This is a genomic window from Streptacidiphilus sp. MAP12-16 (assembly GCF_041262165.1).
Taxonomy (GTDB): Bacteria; Actinomycetota; Actinomycetes; order Streptomycetales; family Streptomycetaceae; genus Streptacidiphilus.
Map to the genome: position 1 here is coordinate 174973 of NZ_JBGCBY010000008.1, position 24849 is coordinate 199821.

A 24849-nucleotide genomic window follows, 5' to 3' on the forward strand; every position below is an offset into this window, starting at 1 on the left:
AGGTTGACTCCCAGACACCTCGGTCGCAAAGCCGCGACCGCGTCAGGGAGGCACCCCAAAACATGAACACTTCTCTCCGCCGTACCGTGGTCGCGACCGCTGCGGTCTCCATGGCTCTCGGAATGGCCGCCTGTGGCAAGGCCGGCAGCACCAGCACTGCGTCTTCCTCCTCCTCTTCCTCGGCCGGCACCTCTGCCGCCGCCGGTGGGAGCATTGGTCTGCTTCTCCCCGAGAACCAGACCACGCGCTACGAGAAGTTCGACAAGCCCCTGATCGAGGCGAAGATCAAGGCACTGGCCCCGTCGGCCAACATCATCTACGACAACGCCGCGGGCAGCGCGACCACGCAGGCCCAGCAGGTCACGTCGATGATCAACCAGGGTGTGAAGGTGCTGATCCTGGACGCCCAGGACTCCGCCGCCATCAAGACCTCGGTCCAGGCCGCGGTCGCCAAGGGCATCAAGGTCATCGCGTACGACCGCCTCGCCCAGGGCCCGGTCTCCGCGTACGTCTCCTTCGACAACGTGAAGGTCGGCGAGCTGCAGGGCCAGGGCCTGCTGGACGCCCTCGGCGCCAAGGCCACCCCGTCGGCCAAGATCGTCGAGATCGACGGTGACTCGGCCGACCCGAACGCCGCCGACTTCAAGAAGGGCTTCCAGACCGCCGTCGCCGGCAAGGTGAACATCGCCTACGACGCCTCGGGCCTGTGGAAGCCTGACGTCGCCGCCCAGAAGGCCGCCGCCGCGATCACCCAGCTCGGTGCCAAGAACATCGCCGGCTTCTACTCGGCCAACGACGGCATGGCCGCCGGTATCGTCACCTCGATGAAGAACGCGGGCCTCTCCAGCCTGCCGATCGGTGGCCAGGACGCCCAGCTGGACGCCATCCAGCGGATCATCTCCGGCACCCAGAGCTACACGGTCTACAAGGCCTACAAGCCCGAGGCCGAGGCCGCCGCGACCCTCGCCGTGGCCCTGCTCAACGGCCAGCCCGCCGTCACCACCATCGCCACCAGCACCAAGACCAGCGGATCCGGCGACAACGTGCCGTCCGACCTGCTGACCCCGGTCCTGGTGACCAAGGCCAACGTCGAGAGCACGGTCGTCGCCGACGGCCTCTACACCGCCAGCGACATCTGCACCTCGGCCTACGCGGCCGCCTGCACCGCCGCCGGCATCAAGTAGTCGTCGCATCGTCGCCCCGTGCGGGATTCCCGCACGGGGCGTCGCGCGGGACCATGGTTTTTGCGTACCTCGTCTGCGCCAGGGACGGCGCGGCAGCCCACCCGAGGCACCGGGTGGCAGTTATTTCCCGGGGGGAACCCCGGACCCCAAGGAGTTGGTTCACGTGACAAGCGCACCCGTACTGGCGTTGCGCGGGGTCTCCAAGCGGTTCGGTGCAGTCCAGGCACTGACGGACGTCGAGCTGGAGGTCCATGCCGGAGAGGTCGTCGCCCTGGTCGGTGACAACGGCGCAGGAAAGTCCACCCTGGTCAAGACGGTCGCTGGAGTGCACCCGATCGACGAGGGCGTCATCGAGTGGGAGGGCAAGCCGGTGAACATCCACCGGCCGCAGGACGCCCAGCACCTCGGCGTAGCCACCGTTTACCAGGACCTGGCGCTCTGCGACAACCTCGATGTCGTCAACAACCTCTTCCTCGGGCGCGAGATCATCCGTCGCGGCGTCCTGGACGAGGTCTCCATGGAGCAGAAGGCGCTGGAACTGCTCCAGACCCTGTCCATCCGCATCCCCAGCGTGCGCATCCCGGTGGCGAGCCTCTCCGGTGGGCAGCGCCAGGTGGTGGCCATCGCCCGCGCGATGGTCGGCGACCCCAAGGTCGTGATCCTGGACGAGCCCACCGCCGCCCTCGGCGTCGAGCAGACCGCGCAGGTCCTCGACCTGGTCGAGCGGCTCCGCGAGCGGAACCTCGGGGTCATCCTGATCAGCCACAACATGGCGGATGTGCGCGCGGTCGCGGACAACGTCTCGGTGCTGCGGCTCGGCAAGAACAACGGCTCCTTCCCCATGGCGGGGACCACTCAGGAGACCATCATCGCGGCGATCACCGGCGCCACCGACAATGCGGTGACCCGTCGTCAGGCACGTACGACGGAGGCGTCGAAGTGAGTAACGAGACCGACATCAACACCCCCGCCGTACCGGTCACGGACCCGCGCCTGCTGGTCCGTGAGGAGGGCCTCAAGGGCTACCTCACGGAGTTCAAGCGCAAGGTGCGTGGTGGCGAGCTCGGCTCGCTGCCGGTCGTCGTCGGGCTGATCGTGATCTGGATCGTCTTCGGCATCGAGAACAAGACGTTCCTCACCGCGGCCAACTTCGAGACCATCGCGTACTACATGGTCGGGATCGGGACCCTCGCGATCGGCCTGGTCTTCGTCCTGCTGCTGGGTGAGATCGACTTGTCCGTCGGCTCGGTCAGCGGCCTCGCCGCCGCCGTCTTCGCGGTGCTCTCGGTCACCCACGGGGTGAACATCTGGCTGGCCGGCCTGCTGACCCTGCTCACCGGGATCGGGATCGGCGCGCTGCAGGGCTGGATCTTCGCCAAGATCGGCGTCCCGGCCTTCGTGGTCACCCTGGCCGGCTTCCTGGGCTGGCAAGGCCTGATGCTGGCACTGCTGGGCAACACCGGCACCATCAACCTGGCCGACACCGGCTTCATCCACCTGCTCGGCGGCAGCTCCTTCTTCCTGGGCGGAGACGTCGCCGGCGGCTACATCCTGGCCGCCGTGGCCGTGGGCGCCATGCTGACAGGCTCGCTGCTGGAGCAGAACCGCCGCCGCAAGGCTGGCGTCCCGTTCCGCCCCACCAGCGAGATCGCGCTGCGCGCGGGGCTGCTCGGCGTTGCCGCCTTCGTCGCCGCCTATGTGCTGAACCAGCACACCGGCGTGCCCAACGCCCTGGTGTTCTTCCTGATCGCCCTCGTCATCGCGGACTTCGTGCTGCGCCGTACCTCGTACGGCCGCAAGGTCTTCGCGGTCGGCGGCGGCATCGAGGCGGCCCGCCGCGCCGGTATCAACGTCGCCATGGTCCGGATCACGGTGTTCGCGATCTCCGGTGGCTTCGCGGCCCTCGGCGGTCTGATCATCGCCGCCCAGATCACCTCCGCCAACCAGGCCGGTAGCGACCCGATCAACCTGATGCTGGCCATCGCGGCCGCCGTCATCGGTGGTACCAGCCTCTTCGGCGGTCGCGGCAGCGTCTGGTCGGCACTGCTCGGCGTGCTGGTCATCCAGTCCATCAAGACCGGCCTGGACCTGCTCGGCCTGGCCAACTCGGTCGAGTACATGATCACCGGTGGCGTTCTGCTGGCCGCCGTGATCATCGACTCGATCTCCCGCAGGACGCAGAAGTCGGCCGGCCGCGCCTAAGACCGACCGGCGCCCGAGCGTCCCGAGTACGGACCGCCCCGAGACCCGAGCGCGGGTCTCACCGAACCCGCCGGCCCAGCCGATCCGGGGTTGGACCTCTGAGGGGGAGGTCCGCTCCGGTTGAGGCCGGTGGAAAGCGACTGCCCGGCACCGTTCCGCTCCGGTGCCGGGCAGTCGTCCGTCCAGGTCCCTACTAGACTCAGCTCTTCCAGCTCAAAAGGCGAAGAAAGACGAAGGAGGAACGGGTGGCCCTGCTGACCCGCATTCGGGGACCCCGCGACCTGGACCGGCTCACCCCAGGGCAGCTCGCTGTCCTGGCCGAGGAGATCCGGGGCTTCCTCGTCGAGGAGGTTTCCAAGACGGGCGGCCACCTCGGCCCCAACCTCGGCGTCGTGGAACTCACCATCGCGCTGCACCGGGTGTTCGACTCGCCGAAGGACCGGGTCCTCTTCGACACCGGCCACCAGAGCTACGTGCACAAGCTGCTCACGGGTCGTCAGGACTTCTCCGAGCTACGGGTGAAGGGCGGCCTGTCCGGTTACCCCTCGCGGGCCGAGTCCGAGCACGACGTGATCGAGAACTCGCACGCCTCGACCGTCCTCGGCTACGCCGACGGCCTGGCCAAGGCCAACGAGCTGCAGGGCCTGGACGACCGCTACGTGGTCGCGGTGATCGGCGACGGCGCGCTGACCGGCGGCATGGCCTGGGAGGCGCTGAACAACATCGCCGAGGCCCAGGACCGCCCGCTGATCATCGTCGTCAACGACAACGAGCGCTCCTACTCGCCCACCATCGGCGGCCTCGCCAACCACCTCGCCACGCTGCGCACCACCCAGGGCTACGAGCGCTTCCTGTCCTGGGGCAAGGAGGCGCTGCAGCGCACCCCGGTCGTCGGCCAGCAGATCTTCGAGACCCTGCACGGCGCCAAGAAGGGCCTCAAGGACTTCATCGCCCCGCAGGGCATGTTCGAGGACCTGGGGCTGAAGTACGTCGGCCCCATCGACGGCCACGACGAGCAGGCCCTGGAGTCCGCGCTCAAGCGCGCCAAGGGCTTCGGCGGCCCGGTCATCGTGCACTGCCTCACCCAGAAGGGCCGCGGCTACCGCGCGGCCGAGCAGAACGAGGAGGACCGCTTCCACGCCGTGGGAGTGATCCACCCCGACACCGGGTTGCCCGTGAAGACCGCGGGCCAGGACTGGACCTCGGTGTTCGGCGAGGAGATGGTCGCGCTCGGCCGCGAGCGCCGCGACCTGGTCGCGATCACCGCCGCCATGCTTCACCCGGTCGGCCTAGCGCCCTTCGCCAAGGAGTTCCCGGAGCGGATCTTCGATGTCGGGATCGCCGAGCAGCACGCCGCCGTGAGCGCGGCGGGGCTTGCCACCGGTGGGCTGCACCCGGTCGTGGCCGTGTACGCGACGTTCCTGAACCGGGCCTTCGACCAGGTGCTGATGGATGTGGCGCTGCACCGGTGCGGGGTGACCTTCGTGCTGGACCGCGCCGGGGTCACCGGCACCGACGGAGCCAGCCACAACGGCATGTGGGACATGTCGATCCTGCAGGTCGTCCCCGGCCTGCGGCTCGCCGCGCCGCGTGACGCGGACCAACTGCGCGCCCAGCTCCGCGAGGCCGTCGCGGTCGCGGACGCTCCTACGGTGGTGCGCTACTCCAAGGGCAGCGTCGGCGCCCCGATCCCGGCCATGGGCCGGATCGGCGGTATGGACGTGCTGCGCGACGGCGGGGAGCCGGTCGGCTCGACCCGCGCGGACGTGCTGCTGGTCTCCGTCGGCGCGATGGCGCCGACCTGCCTGCACGCCGCCGAGCTGCTCGCCGCCCAGGGCATCAGCAGCACCGTCGTCGACCCGCGCTGGGTCAAGCCGGTCGACCCGGTGCTACCCGCGCTCGCCGCGGAGCACCGGGTCGTGGTCACGGTCGAGGACAACGGCCGGGTCGGCGGTGTCGGCGCGACGATCGCGCAGGCCCTGCGTGACGCCGGGGTGGACGTGCCGCTGCGCGACTTCGGCATCCCGCAGGAGTTCCTCGACCACGCCAGCCGCAACGAGATCATGGAGCAGATCGGTCTGACCGGCCCGGCCATCGCCGAGCGGGTGGCCGCGTTCGTCGCCAAGCAGGACAGCGGCGGGCTCGTGGTCTGACCCGGGCGAACTGCGTGGTGCACGCACGGACATTTGAGACCCGCCTGCGTGACGACGGAGTAGCCGGGTAGCGTGGCTGGTGTGTTGAAGGAGCCGTCAGACCGTCGCCGAGGGCCGGCGCCCCGTGCGGGCGGCTCCGCGGTAGCGCTGCCGCTTGCCCGGCCGGCGCTGGGCGAGCTGGTCGCGCGGGCCCGCGAGGCCATGCGCACCGGTTACTGGGCGCGGCTCGTCCCCCTGCTCGGCGTGCTGGCGGTACTCACGCATCTGCCCTCCTTCGCACGCACCGTGTGGAGTCCGGACGAGGGCTACCTCGCCACCCAGGCGCGGATGCTCGCCGGCGGCGGGGTGCTCTACGACACCGTCGTGGACCGCAAGCCGCCACTGCTGCCCTGGCTGTACGAGGGCGCGTTCGCGCTGTTCGGCTCGGCCTCGCTGTGGCCGCTGCGGGTGCTCGCCATCGGCGCCCACCTGGCCACCGCGGTGCTGCTGGCCGCGATCGCCCGAAAGCGGTGGGGCAACCGCGCGGGAGCCGCCGCCGGGGCGCTGTACCTGCTGGTCTCCATCGGCCTCTCGCCGGAGGACAGTCAGGCGGCGACCTTCGAGGTCTTCATGCTTCCGGCCACGGCCGCGGCCTTCTGGTTCGCCCAGAACCGCCGCTGGGGACCGGCCGGGGCAGCCACCGCAGCCGCCGCGCTGACCAAGCAGACCGGTGGCGCGGTGCTCTTCGCCGTCCTGTGGCTGCTCTGGCGCGACGGGCGCCGGTACGGCGGCACCGCGACCCGGGCCTCCCTGCCCGCGCTGGCCTTCGGCTTCGGGCTGCCGGTGGCCGTGATCGCGCTCTCCACCGGCGTCAGGAACTTCCTGTTCTGGGTGATCACCGGCAGTAGCGACTACGCCTCCCTGGGCGGTTCCTGGCTCACCATGATCGGCCGCGCCCTGGGCAACAGCGCCATCCTGGCGGCCGCGGCGCTGGGCCTGCTCATCCCGCTCGCGCGCCGCTGGCGCCGTCTGAGCGAGGACGCCGACCTGTGGGTCTGGTTCGGCTCGTCCTGGCTCGGAGTGATCACCGGGTTCCACTTCTTCGGCCACTACTACCTGCAGCTGGTGCCGCCGCTGGTCCTGCTAGGAGTCGGCGCGGTGGTCCGGGGCGCGGCCCGCTGGCGGCCGGTGCTGATCTACACCGCCGTCGCCAGTGCGGTGTTCTGCGGACTCGGCTTCTTCTGGCCGCACCAGCCGCTGCAGCACGCCGTCTCCGTCGCCGCCGACGTCACCCAGGACACCGCGCCGCAGGACTCCGTCCTGGTCTGGGGCATGCATCCGGAGATGTACTGGCTGGCGGACCGCCGCCCGGCGTCCCGCTACCTCACCGCCGGGCTGCTCACCAACTTCTCGGGCGGCCGTGACGCCCAGAGCGTCGGGGTGGACCAGGGCGTCGCGGACGCCTGGAAGACCTTCGACGCCGAGATGTCGCAGCAGCTGCCGGAGATCATCGTGGACGACTCCGGCAATGCCCCGTACGCGCCCAAGTACATCGCCCCCATGCGCGCCCTGCTGGCCGCCCACTACCAGCAGGTCGAGATCGACGGCACCGCGGTGATCTACCGTCTCAAGGGCTCTCCGGCCTGTGTGCGCCCCCCGTCCTCACTCCAAGGGAAGCCGTGACATCCTGTCGGATGCACAGCCGGACTTGTTGGAGGAGAGACCACCAGTGAAACGCTCCGCGGGCGAGAGCCAGAAGCCTTCCGAAAAGCCCGGGTCGGCGCGGGGGGCCTCCGCACGGCGCCTGGCCGTCGTCGGCACGATGGTGCTCGCCGTCTTCGTCGTCGCCGGCGTCGTCGGCGCCGTCGTCCGCGACAACAAGTCCAAGCAGCTCGCTCCACCGGCCTCGGCGGCAGGGCCGAGCGCCCTCGCCGTCCCGGTCTGGGGACACGCCCCGGTGACGCTCACCGTGTACGAGGACATGCGGGACCCGGCGTCCGCGACCTTCGCCCAGACCTATGACCCCACCCTCGCCCGGCTGATCGCCTCGGGCACCGTCAATGTGCTCTACCGCCAGATCGCGGGTGTGGACGCGGCCCAGGGCGGCAGCGGCTCGCTCAACGCCGGGAACGCGCTGGGCTGCGCACAGGATGCCAAGGACTTCGCGCAGTACCGCACGGTCCTGCTGGCGAACCAGCCCGCGCTGTCCGACGACGCCTTCGGCTCCAAGGCACATCTGATCACGCTGGCCAAGCGGGTCAACGGCCTGGACACGGACGTCTTCCGCGGCTGCGTGGACGGCGGCCAGCACAATGTGTGGGTCAAGGACTCGACCAAGGACTTCACGTCCGCGCAGCTCGGAACCACCCCTGTGCTGCAGATGCAGGTCTACGGCCAGGACCAGCCGCAGACCCTGATCGGCGGCTCCACCAAGCTGAGCCCGCAGGACCTGGTCAACCAGGTGATCGCGGTGGCCGAGAACATGCCCGCGTCGTCGGTCACCGGCACTCCGGCGCCGTCGCCCTCGGCGTCCTGACCCGACGGCATGAGCAGCCGACCGGAGCCGTCCGGGGTCTGGGCGACCGCGGTCGGGGTGGCGCGGATTCGGGCGCTGGAGAGCGAACGGGACGACGCACTCTTCCAGGACCCGCTGGCCGCGGCCTTCGCCGCGGCCGGCGGGCTGCCGTCGTACGCCGAGCGGCAGTCGGACCGAGGCCGCGAGGGGATGGACCAGGAGGCGCGTCGGCGCTGGCTCGGTGTGGCCTTTTCCATCGTGATCCGGACCCGGTTCCTGGACGACCTGCTCGCGGACGCGGTGGCGGCGGGCTGCCGCCAGGTGGTGCTGCTCGGCGCGGGCATGGACAGCAGGGCCTACCGTCTCGCCTGGCCGCACGGTACCCGCCTGTTCGAGATCGACATGGCGGAGCCGCTCGGGTTCAAGCAGTCGGTGCTTGATGCCGAGCAGGCCGAGGCGCGCTGCGAGCGGGTCGCCGTCCCGGTGGACCTGCGCGAGGACTGGCCTGCGGCGCTGGCTGCCGCCGGCCACGACCCGGCGGAACCGACGGTGTGGATCGCCGAGGGACTGCTGATCTACCTCCCGGAGGAGGCGGTCGAGCGACTGCTCGGACAGGTCGGCGGGCTGTCGGCGCCGGGTAGCCGAATGGGGCTGACGCTGGGCTCGCGCGGCGTGGTGGAGCGCTTCCGGCAGGACCGGGACACGGCGGCTTCGATGTGGGTCTCCGAGATGCCCGAGGACCCGATCGGCTGGCTGGACGGTCTCGGCTGGGAGGCCGAGGCGTTCACCCTGCGGGAGCGTGGCGCCGCCTACGGGCGGGCTCTCAGTGGCCCGCCGCAGCGGGCGGACGTGGGCCCAGGCGGGCTGATCGCGGCGGTACGGCGCTAGGGCTGGGGCGACCCGCACGGAACACGGCGAGCGGGCGCGCGCCGACGCGGTGGCGCAGCTCGCGCTCGGTGTCCGCGCAGTCGACGAGCTGGCTGAGCGGGTGCACGCTGAGGCCCTGTCGGGCCAGCGCATACCAGGCGCGCACCAGATCGCGGCCCGCTTCGGCCATCCCCTCGGGGGTGGCCGGGTCGCCGGTCAGGACCAGGACGCTCCCCTCGTAGCGCAGCAGACCCGCCTGGGTGGCCGCCAGCACCCGCGCGAGCGGACGGCTCGCCCGAGCCGCGAGCAGGGCCCGCAGCCCGGCTGCCTCCACCCGCGACATCGCCAGCGCCCGGAAGGTCAATCCGTCCTGATGGTAGCGGGGGTGACGTGGCGTCAGCCGGAGCCAGGTGCGGAGTTCGGCGGCGACACCGGGAGCGGAGAACAGTCTGCGGTCGGACCGGGCGGCGAGGGCGGCGAGGCTGCGTGCGGGGACTTCGACCAGTGCTGTTGCGGTCAACTGGGCACGGACCCGCCCGAGTTGTTCGGCATCGAGGCGCCCGGGCAGATACGCCCCCCGGGCGCAGCCGCGCGCGCCGACATCGGCGGCGGTGAAGTCGCTGCGATACCGGTCCGAGGCGGGCAGCAGCCTGGCCACGCTGTGCTGTTCGTCGTCGACGGCGAACTCGGCGCGTACGGCGAGTCCGGCGTCGGCCGCGGCGATCAGGGCCGTCTCGACGTACCCGCCCAGGCAGAGCAGGAGGTCGCGGCGGGTCGGGTCGCCGACCGGCAGCGAGCGTTCCGGAGCCCAGCCGACGGTGATCCCTTCGGGGGAGAAGCGCAGCGTCCAGGGCTGGGCGTTGTGGGGGCTGGGCGCGCGGGCGCACAGGGGCTCCAGCGCCCGGAACTCCTCGGTCCAGGTCGTCATCGCTCCGGCCCCAGATGCCTGACCGGACGGTCGGGCAGGGCGCGCGCGGTCTCGGTGCTCAGTGGAGCGAAGGTGTCGATATGGCCGAGGGCGCCGTCCTCGGCACGCCACATCCCGTTGGTGTAGCCGTGGGAGTCGGCGGTGTAGATGCGGATCCAGCCGGCCGTGGCGCGGCGGGTGCCCTCGTCCGTGAGCCAGCACATCAACTCGGCGTGGGCCCGGCTCCGGGCGAACTTCGGCGCGGGGCTCTGCTGATAGACCACGCGCGCTGCCAACCATGCACCTCCGTAGAGGGCTGGTCGCGCGCGCGGGTCATCAAGCAGAGCCCCGCGCCCCTTGGGTCGTAACGGGGTGACGCTCTGCGGAGGGGTCCCCGCAGGGGCTAGGCCGGGACGCTGGCGATGCCCGGGGCGAGGAACGGCTTGCCGTTCACCCGCTCGGAAACGCCGCTGCGGTCCAGGTACGGGGTGATCCCGCCGAGGTGGAAGGGCCAGCCCGCGCCGGTGATCAGGCACAGGTCGATGTCCTGAGCCTCGGCGACCACGCCCTCGTCCAGCATCAGCGCGATCTCCTGCGCCACCGCGGTCAGCGCCCGGTCCAGGACCTGCTCCGGCGTCAGCACCTTGTCGCCGACCTGCAGCAGCGCCGCGACCTCGGGGTCGATCTCCTGCTGGCCCGACGCCCAGGTGTAGAACCCGCGCTTTCCGGCCTTGACGACCCGCGCCAGGTTCTCGGACACGGCGAAGCGGTCCGGGAAGGCCGCGTGCAGGGTCTCCGACACGTGCAGCGCGATGGCCGGGCCGACCAGCTCGATCAGCACGATCGGGGACATCGGCAGGCCCAGCGGCTCGACGCCCTTCTCGATGGTCTCGATGGGTGTGCCCTCGTCGATGACCGTCTGGATCTCGCCCATGAAGCGGGTGAGGATGCGGTTCACGACGAACGCCGGAGCGTCCTTGACCAGCACACCGGTCTTCTTCAGCTTCTTCGCCACGCCGAACGCGGTGGCCAGCGAGGCGTCGTCGGTGCTCTCGCCCCGGACGATCTCCAGCAGCGGCAGGACCGCCACCGGGTTGAAGAAGTGGAAGCCGACGACCCGCTCGGGGTGCTCCAGCTTGGACGCCATCTCGGTGACCGACAGCGAGGAGGTGTTGGTCGCCAGGATGCAGGTCGGCGAGACCACGGCCTCGACGTCCGCGAACACCTGCTGCTTGACGCCCATCTCCTCGAACACGGCCTCGATGACGAAGTCCGCGTCGCCGAAGGCGGCGGCCTTGTCGAGGGAGCCGGTGACCAGGCCCTTGAGGCGGTTGGCGCCGTCCTGGTTGACTCGGCCCTTCGCCAGCAGCTTGTCGATCTCGCCGTGGACGTAGCCCACGCCCTTGTCGACGCGCTCCTGGTCGATGTCGGTCAGCACGACCGGCACCTTGAGCTGGCGGGCGAACAGCAGCGCCAGTTGCGAGGCCATCAGGCCCGCGCCGACGACGCCGACCTTGGTGACCGGGCGGGCCAGCGCCTTGTCGGGGGCACCGAACGGGCGCTTGCCGCGCTTCTGCACCAGGTTGAAGGCGTAGATGCCGCTGCGCAGTTCGCCGCCCATGATCAGGTCGGCCAACGCCACGTCCTCGGCGTCGAAGCCCGCCTGCAGACTGGCCGCATCCTTCAGGGTGGCGTCCTTGGCCGCGGCGATGATGTCCAGCGCCCGGTACGGTGCCGGAGCGGCGCCGTGCACCTTGGAGTCGGCGATGGCGCGGCCGTGCGCGACGGCTTGGTCCCAGGCGTCGCCGCGGTCGATCTCGGCGCGCTCGACGACGGTCTCGCCCTTGAGCACGGTGGCCGCCCAGAGCAGGGACTGCTCCAGGAAGTCCGCAGGGGCGAAGATCGCGTCGGCGATGCCCAGGTCGAACACCTGCTTGCCCTTGAGCTGGCGGTTCTGCGAGAGCGAGTTCTCGATGATGACCGAGATCGCCTTCTGCGGGCCGATCAGGTTGGGCAGGATGGTGCAGCCGCCCCAGCCGGGAACCAGGCCGAGGAAGCATTCCGGCAGCGAGAACGCCGGGACGCCGGTGCTCACGGTCCGGTAGTCGCAGTGCAGGCCGATCTCGACGCCGCCGCCCATCGCCGCACCGTTGTAGAAGGTGAAGGTGGGGACGGGCAGCGCGGCGATCCGCTTGAAGACGTCGTGGCCGCCCTTGCCGATGGCCAGCGCGTCGCTGTGCTCCTTGAGCACCTCGACGCCCTTGAGGTCGGCGCCGACCGCGAAGATGAACGGCTTGCCGGTGATGCCGACGGCGACGATCCCGCCGGCCGCGGCCTCCCGCTCGACCTGGTCCAGCGCCTCGTTGAGCTTCGCCAGCGAGCCCGGCCCGAAGGTGGTGGGCTTGGTGTGGTCGAAGCCGTTGTCCAGGGTGACGAGCGCGAAGCGGCCGGCGCCCAGCGGCAGGTCGAGGTGGCGGACGTGAGCCGAGGTGACGACCTCGTCCGGGAAGAGCTCGTGAGCGCGCTTCAGCAGCGCGGTGGTGTCGGTCATCACTTGCTTCCCTCTGCAAAGTTGGGGTTCTCCCAGATGACCGTTCCGCCCATGCCCATGCCGATGCACATGGAGGTCAGGCCGTAACGGACGTCGGGGCGCTCCTCGAAGCGCCGCGCGAGCTGCGTCATGAGGCGCACGCCGGAGGAGGCCAGCGGGTGGCCGTAGGCGATCGCTCCGCCGTACGGGTTGACGCGCTCGTCGTCGTCGGCGATGCCGAAGTGGTCCAGCATCGAGAGGACCTGGATGGCGAACGCCTCGTTGATCTCGAACGCGCCGATGTCGGCGATCGTCAGACCGGCCTTGGCCAGCGCCTTCTCGGTCGCGGGGACCGGGCCGATGCCCATGACCTCGGGCTCCACGCCGACGAAGGCGTAGGAGACCATGCGCATCTTGACTGGCAGGCCGAGCTCGCGGGCCACGTCCTCGGCGGCGATCAGCGAGGCGGTCGCGCCGTCGTTGAGACCGGCCGCGTTGCCCGCGGTGATCCGGCCGTGCGGGCGGAACGGGGTCTTCAGGCCCGCCAGCATCTCCATGGTGGTGCCCGGACGCATCGGCTCGTCGGTGCTGACCAGGCCCCAGCCGGTCTCACCGGCCGCCTCGTTGGTGCGGCGCACCGCGACCGGCACCAGGTCGGGCTGGATCACGCCGTTGGCGTACGCCTTGGCGGCCTTGTCCTGGCTGCGGACGGCGTAGGCGTCGCAGCGCTCCTTGGTCAGGTGCGGGAAGCGGTCGTGCAGGTTCTCCGCGGTCATGCCCATGAAGAGGGCGGACTCGTCGACGACCTTCTCGGACAGGAAGCGCGGGTTCGGGTCCACGCCCTCGCCCATCGGGTGGCGGCCCATGTGCTCGACACCACCGGCGATGGCGATGTCGTACGCACCGAAGGCGATGCCGCCGGCGACCGAGGTGGCGGCGGTCATCGCGCCGGCGCACATGCGGTCGATGGAGTAGCCCGGAACCGACTTCGGCAGGCCCGCCAGCAGAGCGGCGGTGCGGCCCAGGGTCAGGCCCTGGTCGCCGATCTGCGTGGTGGCGGCGATGGCGACCTCGTCCACGCGGGCGGGGTCGAGGCTCGGGTTGCGGCGCAGCAGTTCCCGGATCGCCTTGATCACCAGATCGTCGGCGCGGGTCTCCGCGTAGATGCCCTTCGGTCCAGCTTTGCCGAACGGGGTGCGGACGCCGTCGACGAAGACGACGTCCCTCGCGGTACGAGGCACGGTGGCTCTCCTCCCAAGTCCCCAAGTGGGGGCCCAAATGACGTAGCGGCCCTGCTGGACCGGTGGGAGCGGCCGTGGTCGACCACGGTGTCCCTCAGCAGATGCTACCCGCTAGTAACTAAGTTGCCCAGACCGGTCCTGCCGGAGCCGCTCCGAACACCACTAGGCCTCCGCGCGGGCGACCCTGGCCTGTGCGAACGCCTGGGACAGTACCGGCGCGGTGAGCTCCACCTGCCACGCGCGCGCGCCGTGGCCGTGCAGGGCGGCGGCGATCGCCTCCGCGGTGGCATTGCGGGGCGGCGCCCAGGAGACCCGGCGCACGAGCTCGGGCGAGACCAGGTTCTCCTGGGGGAGGTTCAACGTTTCAGCAAGCGTTCCGACCGCGGCGCGCGCCGCCGACAGGCGGGCCGCCGCCAGCGGGTCCTTCTCCGCCCAGGAACGCGGCGGCGGCGGGCCCTCGTGCGGCGCCGAGGGCGGCGGGAGCTGAGTCTCGGGGATGGCCCGCGCGGACTCGACCGCCGCCATCCACTGCTCCAGCGCACGCCGGTGCACGCGCGGGCCGAAGCCGGGCAGTGCCTGCAGCGCGGGCAGGTTCAGCGGCATCGCCAGGGCGGCGGTGACGATCGCGGCGTCAGAGAGGATGCGGCCCGGGGAGATGTCCCGCTCGCGGGCGACCCGGTCGCGGGTCTGCCAGAGCTCCCGCACGGCGGCGAGCTGGCGGCGGCGGCGTACCTTGTGCACGCCCGAGGTGCGCCGCCAGGGATCCACCCGGGGCGGCGGCGGGGGAGCGGCCACGATCGCGGCGAACTCCTGCCTGGCCCATTCCAGCTTTCCCTGCGTGGTGAGCTCCTGCTCCAGGGCGTCCCGCAGGTCCACCAGCACCTCGACGTCCAGGGCCGCGTAGCGCAGCCATGGCTCGGGCAGCGGGCGGGTCGACCAGTCGACGGCGGAGTGGCCCTTCTCCAGGGTGAACCCGAGCACACTCTCGACCATCGGGCCGAGGCCGACCCGGGGGAAGCCGGCGATCCGTCCGGCCAGTTCGGTGTCGAACAGCAGGGTCGGGCGCATGCCGAGCTCGGCCAGGCAGGGCAGGTCCTGGGTCGCCGCGTGCAGTACCCATTCGGTGTCGGCCAGGGCGTCGCCGAGTGACGACAGGTCAGGGCAGCCGACCGGGTCGATCAGCGTGCTGCCGGCGCCCTCGCGGCGCAGCTGCACCAGGTAGGCACGCTGCCCGTAGCGGTAGCCGGAGGCCCGCTCGGCGTCGATGGCGACCGGACCGGTGCCGGCGGCGAAGCGGGCGACGATCTCGGCGAGTGCCTCGGCGTCCGCGACCACGGGGGGGATGCCCTCGCGCGGTTCCAGCAGCGGGACCGGGCCGCCTGCCTCGGGTCCGCCTGCCTCGGGCTCGCCCGCCTCGCGGTCGCCCAGCTGAGGGGTGTCCGCCTGACGCGTCTCTGCCCGAGGAGCCTCTGCCGCCGGGGCGCCGGTGCTGCGGGCTGCCGCGGTGTGGGTTGCCGCACTGCGGGCGTCGACGGTGCGGGCGCCGTTGGCGCGGGCCTCGGCGGTGTCGGGGTTGGCTTCGGGGGCGTCGGTCACGCGCCAAGCCTACGCCCGCGCGCCCACACGCCCGCCTGCGCGCACTGCCCTGGAGACGGCCGCGCCCCACCGCGCGGGGAGATCCCGAAGGATCGCCTCAGGAGGAACGTTCCCTCGTGCGGTGGGGCGCGGGTCGTACCGGTGGATGGGGGGTCAGTGGATGATGCCGGTTCGCAGCGCGACCGCGACCATTCCGGCGCGGTCACCGGTACCGAGCTTGCGGGCGATCCGGGCCAGGTGGCTCTTCACGGTGAGCGCGGACAGGCCCATGGCGACCCCGATGGCCTTGTTCGACTGACCCTCCGCAACCAGCCGCAGCACCTCGACCTCGCGTCCCGACAGCTCACGGTAGGCGGGCGGCGGGGGAGTGCCCGGGACCCCGGCGACGACCCCGGGGGCGCCGACCGGTGCGCCCGGCATGCCGGGGCGGCGCAGGTGGCCCGGCAGCGCGCGGCCGTTCATCCCGGGCGCACCGTTCATACCCGGGCGCTGCGGCAGGCCCGCGTTCACACGGGTGCCGGTGACGACGTACCCCTTCACTCCGCCGGCGAGGGCGCTGCGCACAGCGCCGATGTCGTCGGCGGCGGAGAGCGCCAGGCCGTTGGGCCAGCCTGCGGCGCGGGTCTCGGCGAGGATCGCCAGCCCCGAACCGTCGGGAAGGTGGACGTCGGCCACGCAGATGTCGCGCGGGGTGCCGACCCGGGGCCGGGCCTCGGCGAGGGAGGATGCCTCGATCACGTCGCGAACGCCCAGTGCCCACAGATGACGGGTGACCGTGCTGCGGACCCGCGGGTCCGCGACGACCACCATGGCGGTGGGCTTGGTCGGACGATAGGCGACCAGGTTTGCGGGGTGCTCGAGAAGAACAGACACCAGGCCTCCTGAGGGGATGGCGCGAAGACCCGGTCACGTGCAGATGGGGAGGGGGTCCTCGTGTGGAAAGGGTCACTGACTGCTTCGGCATGATGCGTGCCCGGCTTTAGCGAATGATCACGATTGAGTGAGCATCAAATCGGGCAGTTCGTGCATTTTGACCAACTCGACCGAGCGTAAGTCACTCTAAAGTGATCAAAAGCGGTCGACACGCCGAAGGTCTGACCGGAATGTCCGTTAAGGAGGTACGGGCCCTGGAACCGGCGTGTCAGCCGGGACGACGGCGCGTGGGCATCGGCACCACTCCGCCGACGGGCGCGGCCGAGGCGCTGGGGGCGGCCGGGGGCAGCCCGGCACACAGGCACAGCAGCTCGCACCAGGCCCGCAGATGCTCGGCGAAGCCGCCGGCGGAGGACAGGGCGGACAGCACAGGTGTCCACGAGGCCCGGATCTCGATCTCGGTGGAACTCTCGCGCTCGGCCAGCGCGCCGAAGTAGTGGGAGGAGCAGAGCGTGACCGTGCCGCTCGGTTCGGTGTACGCGGCAGCCTGCTGCTCCAGCGCGTCCATCAGCCAGGACCAGCCGACCTCGGACAGCATGGGGTCGCCGCCCATCTCCGGCTCGAGCTCGGCGCGGCCCAGCGACACCAGCCGGAACTCGCCGTTCCACGCCTCGTGGCCGTGCGGCTCGTGCAGCAGCACCAGTCGCCCGTCGGCCAGTTCCTCCCCGTCCACCTCGACCGTCGCGGTCAGTGCGAAGGCGTACGGGGCGAGTTTGCGTGGTGCAGGGGTGTCGCCGATCACCACCTCCGGGCGGAGCCGCGCACCGCGCAGGGCCTCCACGGCCTCTCGAAAGGCCGGCGGGACGCCGGGCGCTCCGTCCTCACTCGCGGGGTGCCCGCTGACCGCTGCCATGCCGGAAGACTAAGACGCGGGCAGCGTGCAACGTCGGAGGCACCACGGGCGCGGCGCAGCGGGTGTTCGACGCATGCGAGGATTTCACCGTGAGCGAGAGCGTGAGCATGAGTGAGAGCAATGCGTTGCAGGGCAGTCGGGCCGCCGTGCAGGACTCCGCGTTCCTGCGGGCCTGCCGGGGCGAGGCGGTGCCGCACACCCCGGTGTGGTTCATGCGCCAGGCCGGGCGGTCGCTGCCCGAGTACCTGAAGATCCGCGAGGGCATCCCGATGCTGGACTCCTGCATGATGCCGGAGTTGGTCAAGGAGATCACCCTGCAGCCGGTGCGCCGCCACAACGTGGACGCGGCCATCTACTTCAGCGACATCATGGTGCCGCTCAAGGCCATCGGCGTGGACCTGGACATCAAGCCGGGCATCGGCCCGGTCGTCGCCAACCCGATCCGCGACCGCGCCGGCCTGGAGCAGCTGCGCCCGCTGGAGCCCGGTGACGTGTCGTATGTCACCGAGGCCATCGGTCTGCTGGTTGCCGAGTTGGGCGCGACCCCGCTGATCGGCTTCGCCGGGGCCCCCTACACCCTCGCCAGCTATCTGGTCGAGGGCGGCCCGTCGAAGAACCACGAGCACACCAAGGCGCTGATGTACGGCGACCCGGAGCTGTGGCAGGAACTGCTCGACCGGCTCGCCGACATCACCGCGGGCTTCCTCAAGGTGCAGATCGAGGCCGGGGCCTCGGCGGTGCAGCTGTTCGACTCCTGGGTCGGTGCGCTGGCGCCCAACGACTACCGCCGCTCGGTGATGCCGGCCAGCGCCAAGGTGTTTGACGAGGTCGCCGGCTACGGCGTGCCGCGGATCCACTTCGGCGTGGGCACCGGCGAGCTGCTGGGCCTGATGGGCGAGGCGGGTGCGGACGTCGTCGGTGTCGACTGGCGGGTCCCGCTGGACGAGGCCGCGCGCCGGGTCGGGCCGGGCAAGGCGCTGCAGGGCAACATCGACCCGACGGTGCTGTTCGCTCCGGAGGCCGCCGTGCGCGCGAAGGCGGACGAGGTCCTGGACGCGGCGGCCGCCAGCGGTCGCGGACACGTCTTCAACCTCGGCCACGGGGTGCTGCCGAGCACCGACCCCGACGCGCTGACCCGCCTCGTCTCGTACGTGCACGAGCGCAGCGCGCGCTGACGTCTCCCGGGGGAGTGGTGGCGTCCCGGTGAGCGGGACACCACCACTCCCGGGGTCACTCGTCGTCCGGGTTCCCGGCCGACGGCTCGGCTGCGAGTTCGGACCTGGGCGTGGGCCCGGGCGTCGCTCGGCGGCGGACGATCCAGCGCGCCAGCCACCATCCCGCTCCCAGCAGCACCAGGAACGGCAGTGCCGCGGCCAGGCCGATCAGCAGCCCGCGCAGCGTCAGATACAGCGCGTGCCAGCCACCCTTGAGCGCACCGATGGCCGCGGAGCCCGCGCCCTTGGCGTGCGGAGCGGGCGGCGGGCTGGCCTTCGCGTACAACTGCACCGTCACCGTCGACATGGCCGTCTGCGACTGCAGTGCCTGCTGCTGCGCCTGCAGCGACTCCAGGTCGGCCTCGCGCTGCGTCAGATCCTGCTCCAGCGTCGTCACGTCCGCGATGCTCTGGGCCCGGTCCATCAGCGCCCGCACCCGCGCCACGCTGGCCTGCTGGGTCTTGATCCGGCTGTCGATGTCCACCACCTGCTGGGTGACGTCCTGCGCCGAGCGCTGGTGTGCCAACACCACGCCCAGCCGCAGCAGTTGCTGGTACACCCCGTCGTACGCGTCCGCCGGGACGCGCAGCACCAGTTGCGCCGAGTCGCCGCTCACGTTCGTCGGCTGCGGCAGGGGCATCGCCGGGGCTGCGGCACTCCCGTTGGTGGACCCGGCGCCGGACCCGTACACCGCTCCCGGGAGGTAGCCGTCGGTCCCAGTCACCTCCGAGTCGACATAGCCACCCGCCGCGTTGACCAACTGCTCGGCCTGCGCCACCGCGGCGTCCACCCCGTTGGTCCGCAGCTGGATCTGACCGGTATAGATCATCGACCGGCCGCTCGGGACGACCTGCGTGGGCACCTTCGATCCGGTGCTACCCGACCCGGAGCTCCCCGGCGCACTGCCGTTGGTCGCCGCGCCGGCGGCACTCTTGGCGGCGTCGTTCGACCCCGGCGGCGCTGCCTGGGCCGCCTGCGGAGCCGCCGCGCTGCTGGCGGACGTGCCGTTCGAGCCGCTGCAGGCCCCCAGCGCCAGGCCGCCGGCCAGCACCAGCGCCCCCAGCGCCGCTCCCGTCCGTCTGCGGCTGCCTCTTCCGACCATCATGGTTGCCCCTCAGCTCAGCCCGTGCAGCCCACCCGGTGCGGACCGACTGCCGATTGGACCCGCCGCTCCGGTCCCGGGTTCCCGACGGTGCGTCACATCCGGGTCACGATCCGGGGCGCATCCGGGGCGCATCCGGGCGCATCCTGGTGTGTGGAAGAGTGAAGGCCATGCAGAGCAGCGCACCCCGAACGCAGCTTCCCCACGTCGTGATCGTCGGTGGCGGCATCGCCGGGCTCGCCGCCGCGGCCAGGCTCGCCGGTGCCGACGGCGCCGTCCCGAGCGCCCGGGTCACCCTGGTCGAGGCGGACACCAGACTCGGCGGCAAGCTCCACGCAGGCCGGATCGAAGGCATCCCGGTCGACCTCGGTGCGGAGTCGATGCTCGCCCGCCGGCCCGAGGGCGTCGCCCTGGCCCGCGCCGTCGGCCTCGGCGAGGCGCTGCAGCCGCCGGCGACCGCCAAGGCCGCGATCTGGACCAGGGGCGAGCTGCGCCCCATGCCCACCGGCCACCTCATGGGCGTCCCCGGCGACCTGGACGCGCTCGCCGCCTCCGGGGTGATCTCCGCCGAGGGCATGGCCAGGATCGCCCAGGACCTGGTCCTGCCGGCCACCGAGGTCGGGGACGACATCGCCGTGGGCGCGTACGTCGCCGCCAGGCTCGGCCGCGAGGTCGTGGACCGACTGGTCGAACCGCTGCTCGGCGGCGTCTACGCCGGGCACGCCGACGAGATCTCACTGCGGGCGGCGGTGCCCCAGCTGCTGGGCGTGGCCAGGAGCGGCGGGTCGCTGATCGAGGGCGTCCGCGCCCTCCAGGCGGCCGCCCCGGCCAACCCCGCCCCCGTCTTCCAGGGCATCGACGGCGGCATCGGGCGGCTGCCGCTCGCCGTCGCCGACGCCTGCCGGGCGGCCGGAGTCACCCTGCGCCTCGGCGCCGGAGCGGACGCGCTGCGCCGGACCCCCCAGGGCTGGGCGCTCCAGGTCGGGGACGAGCGGCTGGACGCGGACGCCGTGGTCCTCGCCGTACCCGCGCCGGTCGCCGCCGGACTGCTCAGCGTCGAGGCCCCTGCCGCGGCCGCCGAGCTGGCCGCCGTCGAGTACGCGAGCATGGCGCTGGTCACGCTGGCCTTCCGGCGCTCCGAGCTTGGCGCGCTCGCGGGCAGCGGCTTCCTGGTGCCGCCCGTGGACGGACGCTCCGTCAAGGCGTCCACCTTCTCCAGCAACAAGTGGGGCTGGCTGGCCGAGGCTGCCCCCGACAGCTTCGTGCTGCGCACCTCGGTGGGCCGCCACCGCGAGGAGCAGGACCTCGACCTCGACGACGCCGAGCTGGTCGCCCGCTCGCTGCGCGACCTGCGCGCGGCGGCGGGCGTCACCGCCGTCCCGTACGCGAGCACCGTCAGCCGCTGGCGCGGCGGACTGCCGCAGTATCCGGTCGGACACCTCGACCGGGTGGCCAGGATCGAGAAACTGGTCGCCGAGCTGCCGGGCCTGGCGCTGTGCGGGGCGGCCTACCAGGGCGTCGGTATCCCCGCCTGCATCGGCAGCGGCTGGCGGGCGGCGGACCTGGTGCAGGGGGCACTCCACACGGAAGGGACAATGAACGCATGACGGAGAGCACCGAAACCAAGAAGAAGGCACGCGACCTCAACCAGGTCATCCGCTACACCCTGTGGTCCGTGTTCCGGCTCAAGGACGTACTGCCGGACGACCGCAGCGCCCACGCCGCCGAGGTCGAGGAGCTGTTCGCGCAGCTCGCCGAGAAGGACGTGACCGTCCGCGGTACCTACGACGTCTCGGGGCTGCGCGCCGACGCCGACCTGATGATCTGGTGGCACGCCGAGAACAGCGACGACCTGCAGGAGGCGTACAACCGCTTCCGCCGCACCCGGCTCGGCCGGGCGCTGGAGCCGGTCTGGTCGAACATGGCCCTGCACCGCCCTGCCGAGTTCAACAAGTCGCACATCCCGGCGTTCCTCGCCGACGAGACCCCGCGCGACTACGTCTGCGTCTACCCCTTCGTCCGCTCCTACGAGTGGTACCTGCTGGAGGACGCCGAGCGCCGGCGCCTGCTCTCCGAGCACGGTCAGCTCGCCCGGGGCTACCCCGACGTCCGGGCCAACACCGTCGCCTCGTTCGCACTGGGCGACTACGAGTGGCTGCTGGCGTTCGAGGCGAACGACCTCTACCGGATCGTGGACCTGATGCGGGACCTGCGTGCGTCCGAGACTCGGCTGCACGTCCGCGAGGAGGTCCCCTTCTTCACCGGCCGCCGCAAGCCGCTCACCGAGCTGCTGGCGGGACTGGCGTAGCGCGGTTCGCCGGGCGGCGGCTCAGAAGCCGTGGTGGTGGTGACCGCCGCCCAGGTCGGTCGGCGTCGAACGGTCGGAGAAGAGCGAGGGCATCTCGCTCATCGTCGGCGCGGTCCGCGCCACCACGGGCGGCCTGACGGTCGGCCCCGGCAGCGTGTTGGCGACGATCGAGACCACGATTCCGCCGACGAACAGCACCAGCGGCCACAGTAGCGGCGGGTACGGCGCGGTGGGGGTGCCCTGGATGCCCGCGTCGGCCCACTGGATCGTCGCGGCGGCGCCCAGGACCAGGGTCAGCATCAGTGCGGCCGACATCAGCCGGTTGGCCGTTCGCCTGCGTCTCGCCGCGGCGGAGAGCCAGGCCTCCGGCGCCTGCGGCCAGGGCCGGCTCCGTGCCGCGCTCCACAACTGGTTGACCGAGGCCAGGCCCACTACCGCGCCGGACGTCGTGAACTCTGGGTCGAGGCTCAACACGCACCTCCAAAAGCCGGAGGAGCCGGGTCCCCCGCACCCGGCTCCATGAAGCTGAGCATGGCTCGCAGTCGTTCGCTCGGGAAGACTCGACCCCTATTTCCAGAGCTAGATTTGAGCTTTCCAGGGGTCTCGTGTGCGACTTGCTCCCTTAGGCCCCTTTCGCGTCACCCCTACTCCGACCGCCGCCCGCGCAGGACGCGCTCGGCAGCGACAGGAAGTCCGATGTGGCCCCGGACGGCCTACTGCACCCCGCAACTCCCGTGCGGCAACGCCCCCTGCGGCCTGCGCTGACCGGGGGCCGGCGCCTCACTCGCCTGCGGGACGCAGCTTCAGCGAGATGCTGTTGATGCAGTAGCGCTGGTCGGTGGGGGTGTCGTAGCCCTCACCCTCGAAGACGTGGCCCAGGTGCGAGCCGCACTTGGCGCAGCGGACCTCGACTCGGCGCATGCCCATGGTGGTGTCCTCGATGTACTGGACCCGGTCCTCGGCCAGCGGCGAGAAGTAGGAGGGCCAGCCGCAGTGGCTGTCGAACTTGGTCTCCGAGCTGAACAGTTCGTTGCCGCAGGCCCGGCAGGAGTAGACGCCGACGGTCTTGGTGTCGGTGTACTCGCCGACACCCGGGCGCTCGGTGCCGGCCTTGCGCAGGACGGCGTACTCCTGCGGGGTGAGCTGCTCGCGCCACTCCGCGTCGGACTTCTCGATCTCGTAGGTCATGGCCGGCCTGCCTTTCAGTCGAGGGGCGCGGGCGGGGCGAGCCGGGCGAGGATCTCCGGACCGAGGAAGGTCACGTCGCCGGCTCCCATGGTGAGAACAAGGTCGCCCTCCTTGGCGATTCCCGCGACCAGATCGGGCACGTCGGCCAGCGAGTGGGCAGGGGTCACGTCGGCGCCGTGGCTGCGGGCGGCGTCGATGACCAGGTCGCTGGTGATCCCGGGGACCGGGTCCTCGCGGGCCGCGTAGATGTCGAGGACCACGACCGCGTCCGCTCGCGAGAGCGCCTCGCCCATCTCCGCCCCGAGCTGCTGGGTGCGGCTGAACAGGTGCGGCTGGAAGACGACCAGGACCCGGCCGTCTCCCGAAGCCTCGGTGATGGCCTCCAGGTCGGCGGCGATCTCGGTGGGGTGGTGCGCGTAGGAGTCGATGACCTGGACGCCTCGCGCCTCGCCCTTGAGCTGCAGCCGGCGGCGGACCCCCTGGTAGCTGCCCAGGGCCTGGGCGAGCTCGGCGGCGGGCACGCCGAGAGCGATCCCGGCGGCCAGGGCGGCGACGGCGTTGTGGGCGTAGTGGCGCCCCGGGACGGAGACGGTGAAGCTGAGCTCGCGGCCCTCGTGCAGGACGGTCACCTCGCTGGTCATACCCTGCGCGGTGATCCGGACGATGCGCAGCGCGGCGTCCTCGGACTCGCCGACGGTCACCACGTTGAGCTCGGTGCGGTCGGAGACCCGGCCGGTCAGCTCGCGCGCGCCGGGGTGGTCGATGTCGACAACGAGCGTGCCGCCGGGGACGATCCGGCCGACAAAGGTCTCGAAGGACTCGTAGATCTCGTCCATGGACGCGTAGTTGGCGTGGTGGTCCAGCTCCACGTTGAGGACGATCGAGACCTCGGGCGCGTACTTGTGGAAGCTGCGGTCGCTCTCGTCGGCCTCGGCCACGAAGATCTCGCCGGTGCCGTGGTGGGCGTTGCTGCCGGGCTCGTTGAGGTCGCCGCCGATGGCGAAGGAGGGGTCCAGGCCCAGGGCGGTGAGGCTGACCGCGAGCATGCTGGTGGTGGTGGTCTTGCCGTGGGTTCCGGCGACGGCCAGGCCGCGGTGGCCCGCCATCAACGCGGCCAGCGCGTCGGCGCGGTGGATCACCGGCAGTCCGCGTTCGCGGGCGGCGACCAGCTCGGGGTTGTCCTCACGGATGGCGCTGGAGACGACGATGCAGCTCGCGCCCCCGGGGACGTGCTCGGCCGCGTGCCCGACGTGGACCTCCGCGCCGAGCTGCCGCAGGGCGAGCACGACCGTGGACTCCTTGGCGTCGCTGCCGGACACCTTGGCCCCGCGCACGGCGAGGATCTTGGCGAGGCCGGACATGCCCGCGCCGCCGATCCCGATGAAGTGCGGTGCGGCGAGGTCGGCGGCGCTCGCGGGGACGCTCTTCGGTGCAGGGGACGTCACTGGTGGCTCTCCCGGAGTCGGGGCGGGGCTGTCGAGCACGATTCTGCCAGTACCCGGGGGTCACCCCCGGACGGCGCAGCCCCAGTGCTCGGCCCCGGTGCTCGGACCCGGTGCTCGGACCCAGTGCTCGGACCCGGTGCTCAGTCCTGCTGCGCGAAGAGCTGCAGGACCGGTACCCCGACCTTGTGCCGCGCCTGCGAGGCCCAGTCGCGGTGGAACAGTCCCTCGATCCAGTGCGGCGCGGCCAGCACGATGACCTCGTCCGCCTTGACGTTCTCGACCAGCGCCTGCAGGTCCTGCAGCGGGTTCTCCTCGATCACCCGGCCGGAGGCCTCCGCGCCGGCCGCCCGCAGCTGCCGCAGCGTGTGGTCCAGGCCGGCCGCGGCCGCGCTGAGGGCGTCCGCACCATGGGGTTCGTCATGTTCACGGGTGGCGCGGTCCAGGTAGCCGAAGGCCACGTCGTCGACGGCGCGCAGGAACTCGTCCTGCTTGCCCCGCGGCTGCATCAGGACGTGGAAGGCGACCTGCTCCTCACCGTGGAGCGTGGTGATCAGCTCGATGTCGGCGTCCGAGAGAGCCTTCTCGATCAAAAGTACGGTCGTGTACACGCGCGTCCCTTCTCGTTCCGGAGT

General features: G+C 71.6%; 22 protein-coding genes. 10 read left to right on the forward strand and 12 right to left on the reverse strand.

Annotation, left to right across the window (positions count from 1 at the left end; genetic code table 11):
- Positions 1-62 precede the first annotated feature (62 nt).
- The 7 genes from ABIA33_RS13005 to ABIA33_RS13035 all read left to right on the forward strand — a co-directional run bounded on the left by ABIA33_RS13005 (position 63) and on the right by ABIA33_RS13035 (position 8921).
- Entirely contained in the window at positions 63-1184 is a 1122-nt protein-coding gene (locus tag ABIA33_RS13005) for a sugar ABC transporter substrate-binding protein (protein ID WP_370080695.1), read from the forward strand.
- A gap of 163 nt (positions 1185-1347) precedes the next feature.
- Positions 1348-2127, forward strand: a complete 780-nt coding sequence (locus ABIA33_RS13010; RefSeq protein ID WP_370080697.1) for an ATP-binding cassette domain-containing protein — start codon at positions 1348-1350, stop codon at positions 2125-2127.
- On the forward strand, positions 2124-3386 hold the full coding sequence (locus ABIA33_RS13015; RefSeq protein WP_370080700.1) for a sugar ABC transporter permease: 1263 nt from the start codon (positions 2124-2126) through the stop codon (positions 3384-3386). Before ABIA33_RS13010 ends, ABIA33_RS13015 begins: the two co-directional genes overlap by 4 nt.
- A 245-nt stretch (positions 3387-3631) precedes the next feature.
- The gene (gene dxs / locus ABIA33_RS13020) at positions 3632-5539 is read left to right on the forward strand and encodes a 1-deoxy-D-xylulose-5-phosphate synthase (protein WP_370080702.1); all 1908 of its coding nucleotides are present in this window, start codon (positions 3632-3634) and stop codon (positions 5537-5539) included.
- Positions 5540-5620: 81 nt separating this feature from the next.
- A complete protein-coding gene (locus ABIA33_RS13025) occupies positions 5621-7201 on the forward strand; it encodes an ArnT family glycosyltransferase (RefSeq protein WP_370080704.1) in 1581 nt (526 codons plus the stop codon).
- A 46-nt stretch (positions 7202-7247) separates the two neighbouring features.
- Complete coding sequence (locus ABIA33_RS13030) at positions 7248-8054, forward strand: DsbA family protein (RefSeq protein WP_370080706.1); 807 nt, start codon at positions 7248-7250, stop codon at positions 8052-8054.
- Between the two features lie 9 nt (positions 8055-8063).
- Entirely contained in the window at positions 8064-8921 is an 858-nt protein-coding gene (locus ABIA33_RS13035; protein ID WP_370080708.1) for a class I SAM-dependent methyltransferase, read from the forward strand.
- Here the strand turns inward: ABIA33_RS13035 and ABIA33_RS13040 are convergent.
- The 7 genes from ABIA33_RS13040 to ABIA33_RS13070 all read right to left on the reverse strand — a co-directional run bounded on the left by ABIA33_RS13040 (position 8857) and on the right by ABIA33_RS13070 (position 16960).
- Positions 8857-9828, reverse strand: coding sequence for a hypothetical protein (locus ABIA33_RS13040; protein WP_370080710.1), 972 nt, complete (start codon positions 9826-9828; stop codon positions 8857-8859). The two genes, ABIA33_RS13035 and ABIA33_RS13040, sit on opposite strands and share 65 nt — an antisense overlap.
- A complete protein-coding gene (locus ABIA33_RS13045) occupies positions 9825-10103 on the reverse strand; it encodes a hypothetical protein (protein ID WP_370080712.1) in 279 nt (92 codons plus the stop codon). Before ABIA33_RS13045 ends, ABIA33_RS13040 begins: the two co-directional genes overlap by 4 nt.
- Before the next feature lie 107 nt (positions 10104-10210).
- Positions 10211-12358, reverse strand: a complete 2148-nt coding sequence (locus tag ABIA33_RS13050; protein WP_370080714.1) for a 3-hydroxyacyl-CoA dehydrogenase NAD-binding domain-containing protein — start codon at positions 12356-12358, stop codon at positions 10211-10213.
- On the reverse strand, positions 12358-13578 hold the full coding sequence (locus ABIA33_RS13055; RefSeq protein ID WP_370080716.1) for an acetyl-CoA C-acyltransferase: 1221 nt from the start codon (positions 13576-13578) through the stop codon (positions 12358-12360). The genes ABIA33_RS13050 and ABIA33_RS13055 overlap by 1 nt, the downstream gene beginning before the upstream one ends.
- A 162-nt stretch (positions 13579-13740) precedes the next feature.
- Positions 13741-15006: an HRDC domain-containing protein gene (locus ABIA33_RS13060; RefSeq protein WP_370080938.1), complete on the reverse strand. Its 1266-nt coding sequence runs from the start codon at positions 15004-15006 to the stop codon at positions 13741-13743.
- Between the two features lie 321 nt (positions 15007-15327).
- Positions 15328-16047 (reverse strand): LuxR C-terminal-related transcriptional regulator, encoded by a 720-nt coding sequence (locus tag ABIA33_RS13065; protein WP_370080718.1) that lies wholly within the window; start codon positions 16045-16047, stop codon positions 15328-15330.
- Between the two features lie 268 nt (positions 16048-16315).
- Positions 16316-16960 carry a DUF3000 domain-containing protein gene (locus ABIA33_RS13070; protein WP_370080720.1) on the reverse strand — a complete coding sequence of 215 codons (645 nt, stop codon included), beginning with the start codon at positions 16958-16960 and terminating at the stop codon, positions 16316-16318.
- A gap of 107 nt (positions 16961-17067) precedes the next feature.
- Here ABIA33_RS13070 and hemE point away from each other — a divergent pair, with 107 nt between their 5' ends.
- Positions 17068-18135: a uroporphyrinogen decarboxylase gene (gene hemE / locus ABIA33_RS13075; RefSeq protein ID WP_370080940.1), complete on the forward strand. Its 1068-nt coding sequence runs from the start codon at positions 17068-17070 to the stop codon at positions 18133-18135.
- A gap of 55 nt (positions 18136-18190) precedes the next feature.
- Here the strand turns inward: hemE and ABIA33_RS13080 are convergent, their stop codons facing one another.
- Complete coding sequence (locus tag ABIA33_RS13080) at positions 18191-19279, reverse strand: DUF4349 domain-containing protein (protein WP_370080722.1); 1089 nt, start codon at positions 19277-19279, stop codon at positions 18191-18193.
- A 167-nt stretch (positions 19280-19446) separates the two neighbouring features.
- Between ABIA33_RS13080 and hemG the strand changes: the two genes are divergently transcribed.
- Positions 19447-20883: a protoporphyrinogen oxidase gene (gene hemG / locus ABIA33_RS13085; protein ID WP_370080724.1), complete on the forward strand. Its 1437-nt coding sequence runs from the start codon at positions 19447-19449 to the stop codon at positions 20881-20883.
- Positions 20880-21584, forward strand: coding sequence for a hydrogen peroxide-dependent heme synthase (gene hemQ / locus ABIA33_RS13090; protein ID WP_370080726.1), 705 nt, complete (start codon positions 20880-20882; stop codon positions 21582-21584). The genes hemG and hemQ overlap by 4 nt, the downstream gene beginning before the upstream one ends.
- A 21-nt stretch (positions 21585-21605) precedes the next feature.
- Here the strand turns inward: hemQ and ABIA33_RS13095 are convergent, their stop codons facing one another.
- The 4 genes from ABIA33_RS13095 to ABIA33_RS13110 form a co-directional block, all read right to left on the reverse strand.
- A complete protein-coding gene (locus ABIA33_RS13095; protein ID WP_370080728.1) occupies positions 21606-22055 on the reverse strand; it encodes a hypothetical protein in 450 nt (149 codons plus the stop codon).
- A 309-nt stretch (positions 22056-22364) separates the two neighbouring features.
- Entirely contained in the window at positions 22365-22772 is a 408-nt protein-coding gene (msrB, locus tag ABIA33_RS13100; protein WP_370080730.1) for a peptide-methionine (R)-S-oxide reductase MsrB, read from the reverse strand.
- 14 nt (positions 22773-22786) lie between these two features.
- Positions 22787-24133, reverse strand: coding sequence for a UDP-N-acetylmuramate--L-alanine ligase (gene murC, locus ABIA33_RS13105; RefSeq protein WP_370080942.1), 1347 nt, complete (start codon positions 24131-24133; stop codon positions 22787-22789).
- Between the two features lie 224 nt (positions 24134-24357).
- Positions 24358-24825: an indole-3-glycerol phosphate synthase gene (locus ABIA33_RS13110; RefSeq protein ID WP_370080732.1), complete on the reverse strand. Its 468-nt coding sequence runs from the start codon at positions 24823-24825 to the stop codon at positions 24358-24360.
- Between the last annotated feature and the right edge of the window lie 24 nt (positions 24826-24849).